This is a genomic window from Marinobacter sp. (assembly GCF_040904845.1).
Taxonomy (GTDB): Bacteria; Pseudomonadota; Gammaproteobacteria; order Pseudomonadales; family Oleiphilaceae; genus Marinobacter.
On record NZ_JBBDSR010000097.1, the window covers coordinates 12,057 to 29,912 of the forward strand.

Consider the following 17,856-nt stretch of genomic DNA (forward strand, 5'->3'; position numbering starts at 1 on the left):
TTGGTGGCCAATTATATTGCTTTAAGTTTTAGTAAATTCCACGCGTGGAATCGTAGGAAAGCACTCTAGTTTTTAATAACTAAAGCTGTCAAAACTTGTATTTTTAATTAAATTTTATCAAGTTATAGCTAACGTTACATAAAGAGATAGCGTTTTATGGTTGTAGGCAGATCTTCCGGGCGGAATTTTGCACTGAGCTTGAGTCGAAGGGCTTCCAGAGTGCAATCTTCCTATTTTTCCTCGCGGCTGAAAAATCCGATCTTTGTTGTCGGCTTTAACAATTCCGGCAAGTCTTCCGCCGTAAAGGCCTTCAAAACCATTGATGACTTACTGGTTTACCCAGGTGAGGGTAACGGGGATCTCTGGTTCCGCGGTCACTTCCCCTGGATCACTTCCAGCGTGTCGGTAGGCCCTATCTGGCTATCTCCCGACGAGTTCATAAATAGCGTGAAGGACACCAACGGCACTTCGTTTTCTAGGGCGAGGGTGCAGCTTGGTGCCTACCAATGGTTGAAGGGCGGCCAAAACCTGTTGAACGACAGCGGGATGCTGGCTGCGCTGGCTCTGGACATAGCGCCCGACTTTCCTGATGCTAGATTCATTCATTTCATCAGGGATGGCTGGCTTGCCAGCTACATAACGGCGAGGTTGGAATGGAGTCGCATCATTCGCTCACCAGGCAAGTACATTGAGTACGACTGCCCGATTCGCTTTCAAGATGTCTTGAAGAAGATGGCGCACTACTGGGTGTGGACGTTGAACCGTATGGATGCCGTTGCCGAGGCAATGCCCGGTTCCGTGCTCGAGTTACGTTATGAAGACTGGTGGCACAACCCGGAGCCCATGGTTGATACCGTTGCCCACTTTCTGGAGTTACCCCGCCCGGATCACGCGGAGCGCCGTGAGCCAAAAGGTGACCTGACACAACAACTGTTATCAGAGATGACCGACGAGGAATGCGATTTACTCGACGAAATCCTTGGCCCTACCATGCTCAGAAAAGGCTACCCGCTTGATAAAGCCAGTAATGTCCGGGTCATGAGAATGCCTGTGAGCAGGCCGTAAGAAACGCGCGGGAGCAGGAGTCCAAGGTGTACTGTACTGTGGATTTTTCGCGGGCACTTGAACCCAGTTGGGCCCTCAGTTGATGGTCACTGGCCAGTTTAACGACATAACCTGCCGCATCCTGAACATCGTCCTTTCCGTATACAAACCCGTTTTCGCCATGATCAATTGCCTGCTTAACGGAGGGAATGTCCGGAACCAGGACGGGCAACGATGCAGTCATATATTCTACGATGGAAAGAGAAAAACCTTCCCCGAGCGCGGCGTGAAACGCAATGTCCGCTGCCGGTAGCAACTCGCGTGCATCACTACGGAATCCGAGCAGGCGTACGGTGTCCTGCAGATTTTTGTCTTCCACGAGCTGTTGCAGGTGATTCATCGCAGGGCCATCGCCAATCAATAGAAACGTCAGTTGCTGAGCCGGCAGAGCTTGTACGGCCAGCTCGGCAACGGCGATCACAAAATCAAATCGTTTGTAAGGATGTGCCCGGCCGGTGGTGATACACACAAAGGCGTTGTCCGGAATGCCAAGACGCTGTCGTGACGCTGCTCGCTGGTGAGTATCGTAACTCATTGGCGGAATGCCGTTCTGGACCACAATGCAGCGCTCTGGAGGAATGCGGGCGTTGGCGATGCTGCGCTGCTTCATCAGGTCTGAAACACAAAACTGAGTGTTTGCGCACACCCATGGCAACCTGTGCCTAATGGATTTTAGCGCGCCCTTTAATCCGGTAACCGGAGGTCGGTCTCCGGGTGTGTGGTCGTGAACCACAATATTACGGATGCCACAACGCCGGAAAAAAAGGTAGTCAGGGCTAAACCAGGGACGGTCCGTAAAGTAAATATCGGTGATGTTGTGGGTGCTGATAAATTCCCGGAGCTGATGCCGTTGTTGAGAAGAGCGCCCTGGCACGTTGAGCTCGACAACGCTTATACGGCTTTGTTGAATGCGGTCGGGGAGGGTATTGATTTCGGGGTAGGCGAGATAGGCTTTCTTACCTTTTTGGTGGAAATGCTCTGAAATAAGTACCCAGAAATGCTCCATCAACCACCAGGCGTAACCCACGTCAGAAGCGTAGTTTGATACCAGTAAGACATTTCCATGTGTCGTGGTGCCCATATCCGCTTCCATTGCTGAATAACATCACCGCCTTTTACAGACAAGTACTGAAGGGAGTGGTACGATTTCCTGTCTGCCTGGCGAGCATTATGATGCCAGAATGGATAGCGGCTAGCTACCGTCCGGCGGGCTTGATTCTGATAAGGAGATCGGATTTGAGAATAGGCTATCTTTATAACCTCAGAATTTATCCACCCAAGGGCGGCAACCACGTCCACGCGCTTGAACTCATTCAGGGTTTCCTGGCTGAAGGCCACAGCGTTGTTGTGATGGACGATCCCACAGCTCCAGGTGTGAGCAACATCAATAGCGATACACCGGGCGCTATCCAGGCGTTTCTCGATGCTGTCGATGTCCTCTATATCCGGATCGATGCGCGTTATCTCTCTGACTGGCCCCTGGCGGTTCAATGCATGTCGCAGTCCGGTAGCACGCCGGTGGTCTGGGAAATCAATTCACCCGCGAACGAAACGCTTGCCTATTCCTGGTTAGGTGGCAGAAAGGCCGGGCAAACCGAATCGCCCATAAGAACGGCCCAGCGTTGGGTGCACGCTAATCGCAAGAAGCTGGGTATTGCTCGCGAAGAGTCATTGCGAAAATCGCTTGCGACCAACGTAGACACCGCTATTTGTGTATCGTCAGCGTTGGGGCGATACGCAAAAGAAAAGCTGGGTATCCGTAACGTTGTTGTTCTTCCGAATGGCGGCCCGCTGATTCCTGAAGACGATATCAAAGCACGTCGCGCCAAACGCGCCGAGCCCGCGTTCACGGTTTTCTATAGCGGCAGTGCAATCTATCCCTGGCAAGGCATGGATTTCATGGCTGCGACCACCCGGCTCGCGGCTGAGGCCGCCCCGGATATTCGCTTTGTCCTTGCGGTCAACCAGGTAACTGACACCCTGCCATCTGGCCCCAACGTGGAGATCCGGGAGGGGCTGGACCGTGAGGGCATTCTGAATGCTGTATGTGCAGCGGATGCGTGTGTTGCATTGCACCCGGACTATCCGTGGTCGCCCTACGGTTTCCATAATTCACCGATGAAACTTTTCGAGTACATGGCCTGTATGGTGCCTGTCGTCACGTCCAATCGAGCCCAGATGGCGGAACTGATAGAGCATCGTCACAACGGTCTGCTGTGTTCGGACGATCCCCGGGATATTCTGGACCAGTTGGTGTTTTTGCGTGATAACCGTGATGCAGCAGCGGAAATAGCCCGTAATGGATGGCGCAATATTCAGCGAGGATTGAGCTGGCAAAACAATGTAAATGAAACGCTACGGGTTTTCGGTGCCGCAGTTACACCGGATGTCAGCAATGCTTGATCTACTGGAAGAAAAGGCCCTGATTCTGGCCCGGCAACGACCGCCCGGCCTCTTCTTTTTCAGGCGGAACTTCCGGTTCCGTAACTTTGGCGATGAACTATCTCCTGCGCTTGTTGCCGCTATTTTGCGCAGCAACTATCCGCAGGCCAAGTGGCACCTGGGTGCCAACTCCAAAAAGATGTTGGCCATTGGGTCAATCATGCACTTTGCGGAGAACTCAGATGTGATTTGGGGCACGGGTGTGAATGGAAAAGCTGCCCGATCTTCTTACCGGTTCTCGTCGTTGGATGTCAGGGCAGTGAGAGGGCCACGCACGAGGGGCGTTCTGTATGACATGGGCATTGACTGCCCTGCAGTTTATGGTGATCCAGCGCTTTTGGTCCCTAAATTTCTAAAAATACCTCGTCCCCAGAATAACGTAAGGAACTTCATCGTTATTCCACACTATAACGATCAGGATGCGTTCGAAGGAGTCGATAATCTGGTGTCCCCGCTACAAAGTTACCGTGAGGTGATCCGTCAGATTCTGTCTGCCCGTAAGGTCATATCATCGTCGCTGCATGGGATTATTCTGGCGGAGGCGTATGGGATTCCGGCAGTGCTGGTCTTGCCAAATCCGGATGAAGAAAAGCGCTTCAAATATCTGGATTACTACGAGGGAACGGGGAGACACGATATGCCTATTGCTGACAGTTTTGATGAAGCCCTCAGGTTGAAGGGTGGGGGTTTGCCAACAGATTATTCAGTGAACCCGCTAGAGGACGTTTTCCCTTCGGATTTCTATACTGGATAGCAGGCGTCGCGTTTATTTGACCAGCTCGCAGGTAACCTATGTTTAAAACCTTTCGGCAGCTCTTTGGAATACTGGATCATCGGGAGCGCATCCAGGCGGTGTTCGTGTTTCTGTTCTCGATTGTGGTTGCGGGCGCAGAGGTGGTGGGCGTGGCCTCTATCCTGCCGTTCATGTCAGCGGTAGCGGAGCCAGAGTCCATACAGAATAATCCGCTGTTAGCCACACTCAGAGAATGGTTGCCGTTTCTGGATGATGGCGAGTTCATCGTTGCTCTGGGTGCGGGCGTTATCGTTCTTTTGCTGGGGTCGCTGGCGATTCGGGCCGTTGGAATCTGGGTTCAGGTTAAGTTTTCGACCTTACGCAGCCACTCCGTCAGCTACCGTTTGATGAAAGCGTATCTCCATCAGCCATACCAGTGGTACCTGAACCAGCATACGGCACGAATGTCGACCAGTGTGCTTTCAGAAGCCGGCCAAGTGATCAATGGCGCACTGTTTCCCGCCATGCAGATGGTGACCAAGCTTTTGATTGTTCTGGCCCTGTTTTCATTATTGGTGTTTACAGATCCCGCCCTGGCGTTGATTGCCGTGTGTGTGATCGGCGTGGCGTATGGATTTATCTATCTTCTCTCCCGCAAACGGTTGTCCGTTCTTGGCCAGCGCAGGCACAGAGCCAATCAAAAGCGCTATCGGGTTGTGCAGGAAAGTTTTGGCGGTATTAAAGACCTTTTTATTATTGGCAGGGAAACCCAGGCGGTCGAGAGATTTCGCCTTGCTTCACAGGATATGGCAAAGCACATTGCCAAAGCGCGGGTGACCGCTGAGTTGCCGCCCTTGGCGATGCAAGGGCTGATTTTCTCCGGAATGATTGCCATCGTGATTTACTTTATCGGTGTGTACGGCAGTGTTCAGAATGCCTTGCCAGTATTATCGCTGTTTGCGCTTGCGGGCTATCGGCTGATGCCAGAACTTCAGGCCGTCTACCGCCACCTGACGGAAATTCGGGTGACAGAAACCGTACTGGATGCCGTTTACAATGATCTTAAAAAACTCGAAAAATCCTCACGCCCAATGCGAAGATCGGACGTCGGGAAGTGGCCAGGGCGCGACGAGCCGGAGATCGAGTTTCGTCATATCTGCTATTCCTACCCTCAGGCCGAGAGGCAGGCGCTAACCGATGTGAACCTTAAGGTACGTCCGTTCTCCACCATCGGTATTGTCGGGCCTACCGGATCTGGAAAAACAACGCTGGTTGACGTGCTTTTGGGGCTCCTTCCGCCTGAAAAGGGAGAGCTGGTCGTGGGTAACGTCAAGGTAGAACCTTCCAACCTCCGCTCCTGGCAGGACAAAATTGGCTATGTCCCCCAGCAAATTTACCTGACCGACAACACGGTGGCCGGCAACATTGCGTTTGGCATTGAAGAGTCCAATATTGACCAGCAAGCCGTGGAGCGGGCGGCGAGAATTGCCAATTTGCACAACTTTATTATGAGTGAACTTCCGGAAGGCTACCAAACGTGGATCGGGGAAAAAGGTGTGAGGCTCTCGGGCGGACAGCGCCAACGCATCGGAATAGCCAGAGCCCTCTACCATGATCCGTCAGTTTTGATTCTTGATGAGGCAACCAGCGCCCTCGATAACCTCACTGAGAGGGCAGTGATGGACGCGGTCAATAAGCTTAGCTCGAAGAAAACCATTATTCTGATTGCCCACAGACTCTCTACGGTTCAGGCCTGTGATGAGATTATTCTGATGGAGTCCGGGCAGATCTCTGCCATTGGCACCTACGATGAGCTGGTGGCAAGCAACACGGTGTTCCGGGAAATGACGACACATATCTAACCGTGAGTAAGGGACAGTTACATGGCGATAATTTGCAGGGAGCACGGCCTGCTTTTTCTGATGGCTCCGCGTACCGGGTGCACTGCCATTGGTAGCGTACTGATGGAACAGCTTGGGGGAGAATGGCTCCCCAATGATGACGTGATGGATGAAAAGGGTCTCTATGTTGTGCAGAAAAAGCATTGCACACTGGACCAACTGCTGGAATTCAAATTGCTCTCTGAGGCACAGAGGCGGGAGTTCGTTACCTTTACCACCGTCCGGAACCCGTTTGATTCCCTGGTGTCCCTGTACTTCAAAATGCACAAAGGCTATCAGGACGAACTCGAGAACCCGGATTCCTGGGTTTATAAGGTGCCCGGATACGCTGATGATCTGAAACTGATTCGCAACATGACCTTTGATCAGTGGATAAACCGCTTTTATCCGGATCTTCCTGTTCATCTTGAAAGCAAATCCCTCAGTGGTGCCCGGAACCTGGCCAAACGGCTGATGGGCAAGCGTTCAGAAGCGGAAGACACGTTTGTGCGGGGTGTTGACCATGTGATGCGGTTTGAACACCTCCAGGAGGACTTTTCCAGGGTGCTGACCTCCGCTGGTGTCCGTAACCCTCCGGTCATACCCATGGTGAATACTACTCAGGCAAGAGCTGAAAAGGATTATCGGGCGTTCTACACGCCCAAAACCCGCCGGAAAGTTGAAGTGTATAAAGAGGGGGTTCTGAGGGAGTTTGGATACGCGTTCTAAACGATTTGGCAAGGAGCCGAAACTGAAATGACAACGCCTCTCCGGGTGCTTCTTGCCTGCCCACCATCGGGTAACCCGTATGTCTCGGAACTGCTCCGATCTTTGAACGAGCGACCAGATGTCACCTGCGTGCAAGACCATCGGGAATTTCTTGATGAAGAGGAATTGGACTACGATGTGGTTCATTTTCAATGGCCTGAAGCGATCTTTGGCTGGAACGCCAGGGTGACCGACGCCGACATCCTGCGAATGGAAGAGAAGCTCCGGCACTGCCGGGAGCGCGGCATCACGTTGGTGGGTACGGTTCATAATGAAGCGCCCCATGTACTGGCCAATCCGCTGTTTTCCCGCCTGTACGCTTGCCTTTATCTGTCTTTGGACGCTCTTGTTCACTTGGGACGCGCCTCCGTCAAAGCGATCGCAGGGGCAAACATTGCATCACGTGCGCGGCACTGCGTTATCCCTCACGGAAATTACGACGTTTTCAAAAGACTGCAGACGGAAAATGGGTCAATGGGAAAGACCAGGGAGCACTTTACGGTGCTGTGTTTTGGCGCTGTGAGAAAACCCGAAGAGGTTTATACCATTTGCCGCGTGGCAGACTGCCTGTCATCGCATGGTGGGAAACTTATTGTTGCCGGTCGGGTGTTTTCGGGGTCGCGGAAAAAATTCAGGTATTACCGCATGCAACTTCCCCTTCGGTGGCGGCGCAATATCCAACTCATACCCGGTAAAATTCCTGACGATCAGGTGGCAACGGTTGTCTCCGACTGCGACGCCCTGCTGATCCCGAGGGTCGATACGTTGAATTCGGGGAACGTGGCGCTTGGCTTCACCTTTGGCAAGGTTGTTATCGGCCCTGATATCGGGGTTATCGGTGAGGAGCTGAAGCGGCTGGGAAACCCGGTGTTCACGCCGTTCAAACGGAGTACGTTCAAGGCGGCCGTCGATGATGCAGTACGCCTGACGGGGTCATCGCTGGGCGAGGTCAACCGGCATCATGCGGACACAGAGCTGTCCTGGGAGAATGTCTCCCGGCTGCACGAGGAGCTTTACCGGTCACTTCAACAGAGTTCTTGGTAAAGAGTCAGGTATTTTTCAGTTTGGGAAGAGCGGTCAAACAGTTTTCGAACCTGCTCAAGGCCGGTCTGGCTTTTCTGTTTGGCGTGTTCGGGAGAGGCTAACATCGACTGAAGCGCTTCCGCATAGCCGGCTGGTGAATGGTCGTCGACAAGCCAGCCACAGCGCCCACCGGCCAACACCTCTGGAATGCCACCCACGTTGTGAGCAATAACCGGAACTTCCAGGGCCAGCGCTTCCAGCAACGTCATTGGCAACCCTTCATGATCGGATGTCATCAATAGCGCATCGAGGGCCTTGAGTTCAGGCCAGGCTGGGTTGACAAATCCCTTGAACGTAATCTCATGCGTAAGTTGGCTTTCGGATGCCCGCGCGCGAAGTTGATTTTCCAGTGGGCCTGCGCCAATGATAGTCCCCCGGCAGGGAACGCCCTGTTTATTCAGTAACTCGATGGTATCGATGAACAGATCCACCCGTTTGACCGGCACAAGACGCCCGACGATGCCACATTGGAGTGCATCGTCATGGCCAGTGCGAGGAATGCTGCAATCGGCACGTAATGCATCCACATCAATGAAATTGAAAATCTTGCGGACTTTTTCCGGAAAAATCGTGCGTAGCTTTTCCTCAAGTTGAGAGGAAACGGCAATAATCGCTTGCTGCCGGACTTTGCTCATCCACAGGTCTATTTTATTGACGATCCATTTGTCCGGTCGGGTCAATGAGAGCCGAATTTCCGGGTTGCCATGGACGGTCCGTACAGAGGCTGGGGTGCGGGAGAGTTCCTTCCCGATGATGCCAAGCACATTTTCCTTGAACCCGTGGGTGTGAACGATCTGGCTGCCAACACGTTTGCAATGGCGCGAAATAGCGATCGCTATTGCCCATGAGCCAAGCTTACGCTCATCGGCCAGCGTGACCGGAATGCCAAGGGATGTAAGCTTTTCGTGCAGCACGCCGTGGTTAAACACCACCACGGTGACGTCAACCTCGCCTGAGCTTTGTAATGCCTGGCAAAGGTTGAAAACTTGCACTTCCGCGCCGGCCCAAAGGTCTCCCGAAATGACATGAGTAACGACAGGGCGAACGGCTGCCGTCATAGCAGGCCGCGCCCGATGGTTGCGAGTAGTCGTCGTGAGTTGTAGCTATTGCCATCGTGCAGATTAAAGCGATGGAGGTCGAAAGGGCTGCAGCCAGCGCGGTTCCAACCGATTTTGGTGGTGCATGCTGCGTGGTAGTGACTTGCCACAAGCTGCTTACCCGAGTCTGTTATGTCACCGTTTGGATAGCAAAAAATAGGGACGGCACTGGCGGTGATGCGCTTCAGATCCTCCAGACACCCGACGATTTCGCGCTCGACGTCTGAATCTGTCTCGAGCCTGTTCAGACGGAAGTGGTTTCGGGTATGGGCCCCAAAACTGACCAAATCTCCACTCGACATTTCATCAAGTTCCGAGCTGTTGAGGATGGCTCGCGATTCGGGTGAGGGTCGGAGGTCAGGGTGGGTGCTATAAATCTGGTCAAGGCCAGCGTAAATGGCTTGGTCGGTCATAGCTTTCAGTTCCAGGACAACGTTGTCTGCATCGGAGAGCGAAAGTCCAGAGACCGATTCCGGCAACCTGTGTTGAGGCAGGAAAGGCCTGAGCCATGCAAACGCATCACCTTCGAGTGGCACAAGATGGCTCGTAAGAAGCCTCAGAATCTGTTCAGGCCAAAATTCCTTCATCGTGCCGACGAGATTGGTCACCAGGAAAACGGTTGCTGGTACCTGCTCCTCTTTAAGAACCGGCCATGCAAATTCGTAGTTGTCCCTCCAGCCGTCATCAAAGGTAAAAGCGACTGCTTTGTCTGGCAGGTCCTGATTACGGGTATAAGCCGTGACCCAACTGTCGAGATCCATGGGAACGTAGCCAACCTGTTTAACGAGTTGAATATGCGCCTTAAGTCGTTCCGGAGATACCACCATGCCGGGCTGCTCATTCTCCCTGTCCGGGTGGGAAGTGGGAAGGACCCTATGGTAGTTAAGGATCAGCAGCGTGGGGGTATTTGTCGTTTTTATACGGGCATAGCCATACAGTGCAAGGACAAGATTGGCACAGTGTTTGGCAAAGAGTTTCAAGCGAGCCACTACCTTATGTCTCCGCTAGTGTTCCAGTGGTTTCCGACTTTGCGTCAGTGTATAGTTTTGTAACAGCTATTCTGGCAGTTTACCAGTGACCTCGTCACTAAGGTTTCAAGGGATTTGAACCAATGCTTCAGTTAATATTCTGGCTTTCACTGATAGGCTCTGCCTTCAGCTACTTCCTGTACCCATTAATTCTCTCAGTGATTCCTGCACGGCGATCTACCAGTACGATCAACACCACGAACACGGCCTTGCCCAGAGTTTCATTGATCGTTACGGCTCATAATGAAGAGTCCAGGATTCGCGAAAAAATCCAGAATTGCCTCACTCTCAACTACCCGGATCTGGAAATTCTGATTGCTTCCGACGCCTCGTCGGACAGTACTGACCAGATCGTCAACGAATATCACGAGCAGGGCGTTCGCCTGGCCCGTGCGGACGTTCGTAAGGGCAAAGAGTATGCGCAGTTGCAGGCGATTACCCAGGCAACCGGTGACATACTGGTGTTTTCCGATGTGGCAACGTCCATTCCGGAAGACGCCATTGGCCGTATGGTGCGGTATTTTGAGGACACCGCGGTCGGGGCGGTTTCCAGTGAAGACCGCTTTATCAGTCGCGATGGCAGTATTGTGGGGGAAGGTGCCTATGTGCGCTATGAAATGTGGCTGCGGGGGTTGGAGTCAAAGAAGGCCGGGCTGGTTGGGTTAAGCGGATCCTTTTTCGCCGCGCGGCGGTCGGTTTGTGATGATTGGGACATACTCTCTCCCAGCGATTTCAATACGGCGCTGAACTGCGCCCGCTGTGGGCTGGTTGCGGTCACGGCAGCGGACGTGCTCGGTTATTACAAGGATGTGGCGGACGCGGGAAAGGAGTATCAGCGCAAGGTCAGGACCATTATCCGGGGCTTAACCGCGTTAAGCCGGCATCTGGAGGTACTGAATCCATCGACGTTTGGTCTGTTTTCGTTCCAGGTGTTCGGCCATAAGCTGATGCGTTGGGCGGTTCCGTGGTTTCAGGTATTGCTGCTGGCGAGCTCGCTGCTACTGGCGGGAAAGGGGGGCTTCTACACTTTGGTGCTGGCCGCCCAGGCTGTTTTTTACGGCCTGGCGCTAAGTGGTCACATTTCACCGCGCTTGCGGGCCTATGCGCCGGTGAAAATTCCCTACTTCTTTATTCAGGTGAACCTGGCCGTGGCCCATGCATTCGTCAGCTTTCTCTCGGGCAAGCGCATGACGGTATGGGCCCCATCACAGCGTTGATCCGGTGAAAGGGCGTAAGTTCATGGCAGGTAAATTGAGGCCCGTCGGAAGCCGGGTTCCGCGTCTAACGTCACAGCCGGTGGTGTTGCCCTGGGAGGGGGTTTATACGGCCGAGTATTGTGGCTCAGGTACAGATGCGCTGGCCCTGGCTGTGGGTCTGGCGATGCTCGACAGACCCGATGTTACCCGGCCTGAAGTGATTATTCCGGCGTATGGCTGCCCGGATCTCGTTACAGCCATTCTTTGTCAGGGGGCCAGGCCGGTTCTGGTGGATCTGAAACCTGACACACCCTTTATGGACTTACACTGTCTGGTGAGTGCTATAACCGAGCAGACCGTCGCTGTCGTGGGTGTCGGTTTACTGGGTATTCCGGAACGGCTTGAATCGTTGGCGGGGATCTGCCGAAAGCGCAACCTGCGGCTGATCGAGGATTCTGCTCAGTGTTTCCCGCCCCGGAGTGTTGAACAGGTTCTGGCTGACTTTGTCGTGCTGAGCTTTGGTCGCGGCAAGCCCATTAACCTTATGGGGGGCGGGGCCTTGCTGTGTCGGGAGCCCTTGACGTCACGGCAGCGTCGGTTTCTGGATCAGGTTCCAGACCGTGCCATTCATACAGGGTTTGCCTGGCAGGTGAAACGGTTAGTTTTCAACCTTCTAATGACACGGCCAGCATATGCACTATTGGAAAAGTTGCCATTTCTCGGGCTGGGAAAAACCCGTTTCCATCCTCATGACCATGCAACGCGGCTTACATTCCCGCTGGCGCTGTTACACGGCGGGCTGCGAGAGTTTGATGAACGGCCCTTGATCCACAGTGAGTATGAACAAGCGTTGAGCAGCCTCGAAAAAAGGGGTTGGGTTCTGCTGAGTACGGAGCGTTTTTCGGCCATTGGGGTGCAGCCTGATCGCCCCAGGTTAAGGTTTGGCGTGTTAGCCCCTGACGCTGGTCGGCGCAAGGAGGCGCTCAAGGCCTTAAACGATGCAGGCATCGGCGCGAATGGGTTGTATGAAGTTACACTCCCGGAAATCAAAGGTATGTCCGTGTTGGGTCGTTCAGGCGAGTACTCGGTGGCCGCTGATTTTGCGTCGCGTTTGGTAACACTGCCTTCCCATGAAGATGTAACAAGTGTCGATGTTCAGCGTATCGCTTCGATACTGGTGTTATTTGGTCCCAGGTAGAGTCAGGGTTTTTTACAGTTTTGGTCGCTCCTGCGGCTCATGATTTTGTGAGCGCTCTGGTTGTGGAGGGAATATAAGGAGATTGCGCTCTGCGGCCCATGGATTGCTTGCTTACATGGCTGAAAGCATTCTGGATAAGGAGATCTCTATGCGCACTGTATTCGCTTTTATGTTGTTATCAATCCCCGCCATTGGCGTCTCAGCGCCTATCTGGAACTACGACCTTGCCGGCAAGGTCTCCGGGCCTGCGGAGTCCGCTGATTATTTACGTGATATTGCCATCGGTGATGACTTTCTGATCAAAATGACGCTGAGTTATGAAAACAGCGAACATAAGGTCAGCTTTTTCGGCAACATCGGCCAATGGCACTTCAGCCAACAGGACACCGTCGCTTTTTACGCATCGGGTGATGCTTCGACGGAACGTTTCTATACACCCGGATCGTCATCTCCGCTCAACCCGCCCATTGGCAATCTGGGTGATATCGACCCTGTTGATGTATACCTCACGTTTTTAGGGTTTGATCAGCTCGGGCTTGAGCCTATTCCTGAGGAGCAGCGCCTGGTGAAGACCGACGGCCGGATGGACCCGGCATGGTTCCATTCAGGCACTTTTAGTTTTAACTTCTGGGCCATCGTGGATCCGAATACCGGAGCGGGTATCGAATCCGATCTTAGCGGCAAAATACTTTCAGTGATTGAAGTGCCCGAGCCAGCGACTGCGTGGTTGTTGAGCCTTGGGGGCTTCGCGATGGTATGCTTCAGGGCCCTAAGGAGGCGGCCTCCGTCGCCCCGGGGCCGCCTGGCGGGTTAGTCCACGGTGCGAGTCTGAACGTCTGAGTAGTTGCTCTTCAGGCCTTCGGAATCGATAGCGCGAATCTTGAATTGCCACTCTCCCTCAGCCAGATCTTTGATCACGTAACTGTTGTCGATGGGGCGATCCACTACGATGGACTGATCCTTGCCGGCGACCGGGTTTATCCTGACGGCATCGGCGATGACATAGCCGTTGGCGTCGTTGGTGATTCTGACCGTCAGCGTGGAGTCACCGGCCTTGAAAGTGCCAAGCTCCTGCCAGTTGCCACCACCTTCTCTCTGATCGACTGTGACGCTATCAGTGGTTTGTGAGCCATTATCGTTGGTAAATGTGTACTCGTAGGTTGCGTTAGAGGCACGGTTCGGGTGCGACGTCCAGTTGGCGTCAAGCGCGTACTGTACACCTGTGGAGAGGTTAGCTAACCGCCATTCTGCGGAGCTTTCCCCCGAGCCTTCCGGCATGGTGAAATAGTCACCTCCCTGATATCCGCCGGTGCTGCTTGAGTCAAAGCCATTGCTGCCATAAGACACGAACCCGTCAGATTGATTGTCGATGACCGTTTCTCCGGCCACCGCCTCTGGTGAATAGGCAATCTCATACTGCACGATTTCATCGTCACCAAGAGGCGTGCCATCCTCCCGCTCTGTCGGGGTGTTCCACGTCAGCAAAACACTGGTGCCGGTGAGGCCGCTGTCTCTATCGCCGGGGTCTGAGTCTGCCAGGTACTCCTGATAGTTGGTGAGGCCATCGCCATCGTCGTCACCGTCGCGATCATTGCCGGAGGGGTCCAGGCCATAGTCCACTTCGTAGCCGTCGGGCATGCCGTCGCTGTCTGTATCGGCCTCGGTTGGATTGGTCTGTGAAACAAACTCGTCACGATTGGATAGCCCGTCATTGTCCAGGTCACCACTGGCGTCTGATGGGTCGTTGGGATCCAGCCCATATCGGCGCTCCCATTCGTCCGGGAGACCGTCGCCGTCGCTATCGGCGGTGTCATCCGGTTCATCATCCGGGTCTTCACCCGGGACACCCAGCTCGCGAAACAGAATGGCGTCGGCAATGGCGTATCCGTCTGTGTTGTCACTGACGGTCACGCGGCCCGTCAGGGCCGACATGCGGTAGGAGCCCAGCTTGAACCACTCGCCGCCGTTCTCACGTTGATCCACTGTGACAGTATCCGTCACCAGGTTATCCCGGTCATCCAGATGGTGGATAACATATTTAACGTCAGAGCCCCTGTTGGGGTGTGTGGTCCATTTCGCGTAAATGTCGAAGGTTTTGATAATGTTGAGGTTCCAGGTGGCAACCCGGTTGCCACTCCCGGATTCCGCAGCTAAATAGTCCTGCCCCTGAAAGCCGGATGATGCCACGGAGCGTTTCCAGTCGCCCTCCGTATAGAAGGCGGGGTCGCTGTTATCGATCACATGCTCAATAGACCCGCCAGCCGCAGGAGGAGGAAAGTCGCCCACATCCGTCCCTGGTCGCGTAGCACAACCCACAACAAATGTGCTTGCTAATGAGAGAAGTACTACCGTTTTGGTTCTGACCATGACAGCACCCTCTGTAGGCATATTCAGAAAGGAAAAATATAAACACTCACGTTATCTAAGCATGGCATATGGCGGGGGGATTCAAAGGCGCGATGTTAGTTTTTGTCATTATATGTAAGCAGTTTTTATTCGGGAAAAGCTGAGGTCATGAGTCGATGTTATGACGTACTTCAGATTGTGACCGTGTCTTTTTTGAAGAGGGTTTCAGGCGCTTTCGCATGGGGTTTTCGATGTAGCGGTAGGTCAGGTGCGATATTCCGAACGTCAGTCCGACCATGATAATAAGCATGATGCCCTGCAGGGTGGGAGTGAGGGCCTGATCAGCCGGCACGCCGGTCAGGAAGCGGGCACCATCCTTAACGATATCGAGAATCAGCCAGTGCACCAGGTAAATGGAATAGGAGACGCTACCCATGTAAACAACCCAGTTGGTGTTCAGGAAGTGGGGCTGATGTTGTTGCAGCCGCGAGGCACACAGCACCAGCCATGCGAACCCGATGACGGATGGCACCCCGGGGCCTGGAAGCGCCAACAGAACAAGGTTGAGAATCAGTGCCGGGGTCAGCAGCTTTACAGACGCAATGTGGCTGAATAAGCCAAGCTGATAACACCGGTAGGCGAGAATCCCGAGGATGGCTTCGCAGGCACAACGGATCAGCATGGGCCATCCAGCGTAGTACAAGCCAAGATCGCCGAAATACGTCTCTATGATGATCAGCGGGATGATGGCCAGGGCAGCAATAGGGAGGATCCAGGTGCTGCGCAGGCGGAACAGGATGGCGATCAGGAACGGTAAGGTGAAGTAAATCATCCACTCGGCGCTGATGGACCAGGCGGGTTCGTTCCAGTATGCGCGCCAGTGTATGGTCTGAATCAGCAAAAGGTTGGTCTTCAGGGTGTAGAGGCTTTGGCCTTTTGTAAAAGGTGCTTCCACGTGGGACATACCCTGGGCACCGAGGTCACTGAGCAACCACTGCAGGCTCTCGTAGGCCACGAAAAGCATCAGCATGAACAGGTGCAACGGGTAAATCCGGGCGAAGCGGGCCTGAATGAAACGCAGGTACTGTCCCGGCTGGATCCGTTGGTGAAAGGTGGTGTGATACCCATAAGCCAGGACAAATCCGCTGAGAATGAAAAACAGATCAACCCATAGATAGGACTTGGGAATCAGGGAGGTGGGGCTGGCCTGCACCAGGTCTTTCAAAACCACCATCGTGAAGTGATGGAGCATGACCAGCACGGCCGCTATGCCTCGCAGCGAGGTCAGTGCCGTCAATTCCTGCCTGGGGAGCGCGTTCATGATGATCGCCGCGCCAGTTCGCCAACCCACTGGGTGATGGATTCAACAACCGAGGACCGGTCTGCCGGCTCCGAGAGAATGTGCGTGGCGTCGGGCCGGTGGATAATGGTCAGATTGTCGCCAAACGCCACCGGACTGAAACAGTCCTCGAACTGATTCTGATAGACATAATATTCGTTGCCGAAGAAGACGTAGAGCATGTGCAGGCCCCGGTCATTCAGTGCCTTCAGGCCTTGCCGAACTTCATCTCTGGGCGGGTATCCGGCAAAGCCGGGCACCTCGAAATAGCGTTCTTCGATGCCGGAAACCTCAACGCCTTTCTTGAGCTTGCGAAGCCCCAGTTTGCGGAGAAGGAATTGCCCCCAGCGTGGCAGGGAAAGCAGATTTGGGGCGTAATGCAGCAGGTGGCTTTTCCAGGTCATGTAGCAGTACCCATCCAGCTGGATGGTCGCTACAACCCGCTTATCGCTGAGTGCCGTGCGATAGGACGCAAAGGCTCCGGAACACAGGCCATAAAGAATGTAGCGGTCATACTGTTTCCACTGGGTGAGGTGGTTCATGACCTCCTGAACCTCTTCCACGGCTGCCTGGGCGGCGGTGAGCGTGCCCCGCCGGGCATCGCTGTCACCGATGCCCGAAAAATCGAAGCGAAACGTTGCCAGGCCAGCCTCTTTCGTCAACGAGCGGGCCAGGGTGACGGACAGGCGGCAGGAACCAACACGGTGGATAACCCCGGAGTTGAGCAAAATAACGGCGGTGGTCGGGGCGTTGTTGTGGTCGGGTTCGGGCTCGCAGAGCACGCCAACCAGCGGCAGGTCATTGCCGACCATGGCTACCTGTTCTCGCATGATCCCTCCTGTGGAATAAGGCCGCGCCTAATCAAAATACTGTCCGATCGCATCGATGACCGGTTTAGGCCACAGAATTCCGCCAACATGATCCACGTAATTCCAGTTGTGGGGGGCGGGTGCGAGCTCGAAATGGAAATCCGGCCGGCTGTCCAGGCTGCGATTAACGCCCATGAAATCGTCGTGCTCATGGGACACAATCTGGGCGATGGGTATCCTCAACTGCGGCGTTACGTCGTCCAGGCGCATGGCTCGCAAGGTTTCCTGAAACTCGGGAGGCATGCAGAACCCATTGAAGTGCAGGGTGCCGTCTTCAGCCACAATCCGGGAGTCGCTGCCCTGCAGTTGGGCTTCCGCAATGGCGGCACGGATGCCATCAACGTAGGCGGCACCGTCTATGATGGGGTCCCAGAGCACCAGCCTGGACACCGCGCTGTTTGCCCGTGCCACGTGCGCTGCCATGAGCCCGCCGAGCCGCAGGCCCACCACGGCAACACGCCGTGCGGCGGACATGTCCATCACTTCCTGGATAGCGTGGCCGATATCTTTAACCCAGTGATCAGCGGTGACAGCGGTCAGGTCCCCCGCGGAATCGCCCGTGCCCCGGTAGTCAAACCGCAATACCGAGTACCCTTGTTCCGCGAGGTTAATCGCCAACCGCCGAACCGATTTGTGGGCTCTCAGGTATTCCTGGCCAAATGGGTTGCACAACACGACCGCTTCGTCCCGGTTCATGCCTTGGCGCGGGTGAAAGACTCCAAACAGATAACTTTCAGACGGTCCAAAATAAAATGCTTCCAAACTCCACTCCT

Annotated in this window: 16 protein-coding genes; 9 read left to right on the forward strand and 7 right to left on the reverse strand. The window is 54.2% G+C overall.

What is annotated here, in order from left to right; all coding sequences use genetic code 11:
- The first annotated feature begins 219 nt into the window (after positions 1 to 219).
- Entirely contained in the window at positions 220 to 1,065 is an 846-nt protein-coding gene (locus WD429_RS12015) for a sulfotransferase (protein ID WP_368422415.1), read from the forward strand.
- Here the strand turns inward: WD429_RS12015 and WD429_RS12020 are convergent.
- Positions 1,037 to 2,197 (reverse strand): glycosyltransferase family 4 protein, encoded by a 1,161-nt coding sequence (locus WD429_RS12020; RefSeq protein ID WP_368422416.1) that lies wholly within the window; start codon positions 2,195 to 2,197, stop codon positions 1,037 to 1,039. The two genes, WD429_RS12015 and WD429_RS12020, sit on opposite strands and share 29 nt — an antisense overlap.
- 143 nt (positions 2,198 to 2,340) lie before the next feature.
- Here WD429_RS12020 and WD429_RS12025 point away from each other — a divergent pair, with 143 nt between their 5' ends.
- The 5 genes from WD429_RS12025 to WD429_RS12045 are packed head-to-tail and all read left to right on the forward strand — an operon-like array spanning position 2,341 to position 7,971.
- Positions 2,341 to 3,507: a glycosyltransferase family 4 protein gene (locus WD429_RS12025; protein ID WP_368422417.1), complete on the forward strand. Its 1,167-nt coding sequence runs from the start codon at positions 2,341 to 2,343 to the stop codon at positions 3,505 to 3,507.
- The gene (locus WD429_RS12030) at positions 3,500 to 4,300 is read left to right on the forward strand and encodes a polysaccharide pyruvyl transferase family protein (RefSeq protein ID WP_368422418.1); all 801 of its coding nucleotides are present in this window, start codon (positions 3,500 to 3,502) and stop codon (positions 4,298 to 4,300) included. Before WD429_RS12025 ends, WD429_RS12030 begins: the two co-directional genes overlap by 8 nt.
- 38 nt (positions 4,301 to 4,338) lie before the next feature.
- Positions 4,339 to 6,141 carry an ABC transporter ATP-binding protein gene (locus WD429_RS12035; RefSeq protein WP_368422419.1) on the forward strand — a complete coding sequence of 601 codons (1,803 nt, stop codon included), beginning with the start codon at positions 4,339 to 4,341 and terminating at the stop codon, positions 6,139 to 6,141.
- A 21-nt stretch (positions 6,142 to 6,162) separates the two neighbouring features.
- The gene (locus WD429_RS12040) at positions 6,163 to 6,888 is read left to right on the forward strand and encodes a sulfotransferase family 2 domain-containing protein (protein ID WP_368422420.1); all 726 of its coding nucleotides are present in this window, start codon (positions 6,163 to 6,165) and stop codon (positions 6,886 to 6,888) included.
- Between the two features lie 27 nt (positions 6,889 to 6,915).
- Complete coding sequence (locus tag WD429_RS12045; RefSeq protein ID WP_368422421.1) at positions 6,916 to 7,971, forward strand: hypothetical protein; 1,056 nt, start codon at positions 6,916 to 6,918, stop codon at positions 7,969 to 7,971.
- Here the strand turns inward: WD429_RS12045 and WD429_RS12050 are convergent.
- Positions 7,953 to 9,068 carry a glycosyltransferase gene (locus WD429_RS12050; protein WP_368422422.1) on the reverse strand — a complete coding sequence of 372 codons (1,116 nt, stop codon included), beginning with the start codon at positions 9,066 to 9,068 and terminating at the stop codon, positions 7,953 to 7,955. The two genes, WD429_RS12045 and WD429_RS12050, sit on opposite strands and share 19 nt — an antisense overlap.
- Positions 9,065 to 10,096: a polysaccharide deacetylase family protein gene (locus WD429_RS12055; RefSeq protein ID WP_368422423.1), complete on the reverse strand. Its 1,032-nt coding sequence runs from the start codon at positions 10,094 to 10,096 to the stop codon at positions 9,065 to 9,067. The genes WD429_RS12050 and WD429_RS12055 overlap by 4 nt, the downstream gene beginning before the upstream one ends.
- 122 nt (positions 10,097 to 10,218) lie before the next feature.
- Between WD429_RS12055 and WD429_RS12060 the strand changes: the two genes are divergently transcribed.
- The 3 genes from WD429_RS12060 (at position 10,219) to WD429_RS12070 (ending at position 13,343) form a co-directional block, all read left to right on the forward strand.
- Positions 10,219 to 11,352 (forward strand): glycosyltransferase, encoded by a 1,134-nt coding sequence (locus WD429_RS12060; RefSeq protein WP_368422424.1) that lies wholly within the window; start codon positions 10,219 to 10,221, stop codon positions 11,350 to 11,352.
- A 22-nt stretch (positions 11,353 to 11,374) separates the two neighbouring features.
- Positions 11,375 to 12,529 carry a DegT/DnrJ/EryC1/StrS family aminotransferase gene (locus WD429_RS12065; protein ID WP_368422425.1) on the forward strand — a complete coding sequence of 385 codons (1,155 nt, stop codon included), beginning with the start codon at positions 11,375 to 11,377 and terminating at the stop codon, positions 12,527 to 12,529.
- A 115-nt stretch (positions 12,530 to 12,644) separates the two neighbouring features.
- Positions 12,645 to 13,343: a PEP-CTERM sorting domain-containing protein gene (locus tag WD429_RS12070; protein ID WP_368422426.1), complete on the forward strand. Its 699-nt coding sequence runs from the start codon at positions 12,645 to 12,647 to the stop codon at positions 13,341 to 13,343.
- Here WD429_RS12070 and WD429_RS12075 read toward each other — a convergent pair.
- The 4 genes from WD429_RS12075 to WD429_RS12090 all read right to left on the reverse strand — a co-directional run bounded on the left by WD429_RS12075 (position 13,340) and on the right by WD429_RS12090 (position 17,845).
- Complete coding sequence (locus WD429_RS12075) at positions 13,340 to 14,815, reverse strand: hypothetical protein (RefSeq protein ID WP_368422427.1); 1,476 nt, start codon at positions 14,813 to 14,815, stop codon at positions 13,340 to 13,342. The two genes, WD429_RS12070 and WD429_RS12075, sit on opposite strands and share 4 nt — an antisense overlap.
- A 226-nt stretch (positions 14,816 to 15,041) precedes the next feature.
- On the reverse strand, positions 15,042 to 16,196 hold the full coding sequence (locus WD429_RS12080; protein ID WP_368422428.1) for an acyltransferase family protein: 1,155 nt from the start codon (positions 16,194 to 16,196) through the stop codon (positions 15,042 to 15,044).
- Complete coding sequence (locus WD429_RS12085; RefSeq protein ID WP_368422429.1) at positions 16,193 to 17,044, reverse strand: alpha/beta hydrolase; 852 nt, start codon at positions 17,042 to 17,044, stop codon at positions 16,193 to 16,195. The genes WD429_RS12080 and WD429_RS12085 overlap by 4 nt, the downstream gene beginning before the upstream one ends.
- Positions 17,045 to 17,071: 27 nt before the next feature.
- Entirely contained in the window at positions 17,072 to 17,845 is a 774-nt protein-coding gene (locus tag WD429_RS12090) for an alpha/beta fold hydrolase (RefSeq protein WP_368422430.1), read from the reverse strand.
- Positions 17,846 to 17,856 lie beyond the last annotated feature (11 nt).

Bases quoted from the DNA above. Each gene is read 5' to 3' on its own strand.
- WD429_RS12020 (WP_368422416.1), bottom strand. From the start codon at position 2,197: ATGGAAGCGGATATGGGCACCACGACACATGGAAATGTCTTACTGGTA.
- WD429_RS12045 (WP_368422421.1), top strand. From the start codon at position 6,916: ATGACAACGCCTCTCCGGGTGCTTCTTGCCTGCCCACCATCGGGTAAC.
- WD429_RS12070 (WP_368422426.1), top strand. From the start codon at position 12,645: ATGGCTGAAAGCATTCTGGATAAGGAGATCTCTATGCGCACTGTATTC.
- WD429_RS12065 (WP_368422425.1), top strand. From the start codon at position 11,375: ATGGCAGGTAAATTGAGGCCCGTCGGAAGCCGGGTTCCGCGTCTAACG.
- WD429_RS12060 (WP_368422424.1), top strand. From the start codon at position 10,219: ATGCTTCAGTTAATATTCTGGCTTTCACTGATAGGCTCTGCCTTCAGC.
- WD429_RS12030 (WP_368422418.1), top strand. From the start codon at position 3,500: ATGCTTGATCTACTGGAAGAAAAGGCCCTGATTCTGGCCCGGCAACGA.
- WD429_RS12080 (WP_368422428.1), bottom strand. From the start codon at position 16,196: ATGAACGCGCTCCCCAGGCAGGAATTGACGGCACTGACCTCGCTGCGA.
- WD429_RS12035 (WP_368422419.1), top strand. From the start codon at position 4,339: ATGTTTAAAACCTTTCGGCAGCTCTTTGGAATACTGGATCATCGGGAG.
- WD429_RS12050 (WP_368422422.1), bottom strand. From the start codon at position 9,068: ATGACGGCAGCCGTTCGCCCTGTCGTTACTCATGTCATTTCGGGAGAC.
- WD429_RS12040 (WP_368422420.1), top strand. From the start codon at position 6,163: ATGGCGATAATTTGCAGGGAGCACGGCCTGCTTTTTCTGATGGCTCCG.
- WD429_RS12085 (WP_368422429.1), bottom strand. From the start codon at position 17,044: ATGCGAGAACAGGTAGCCATGGTCGGCAATGACCTGCCGCTGGTTGGC.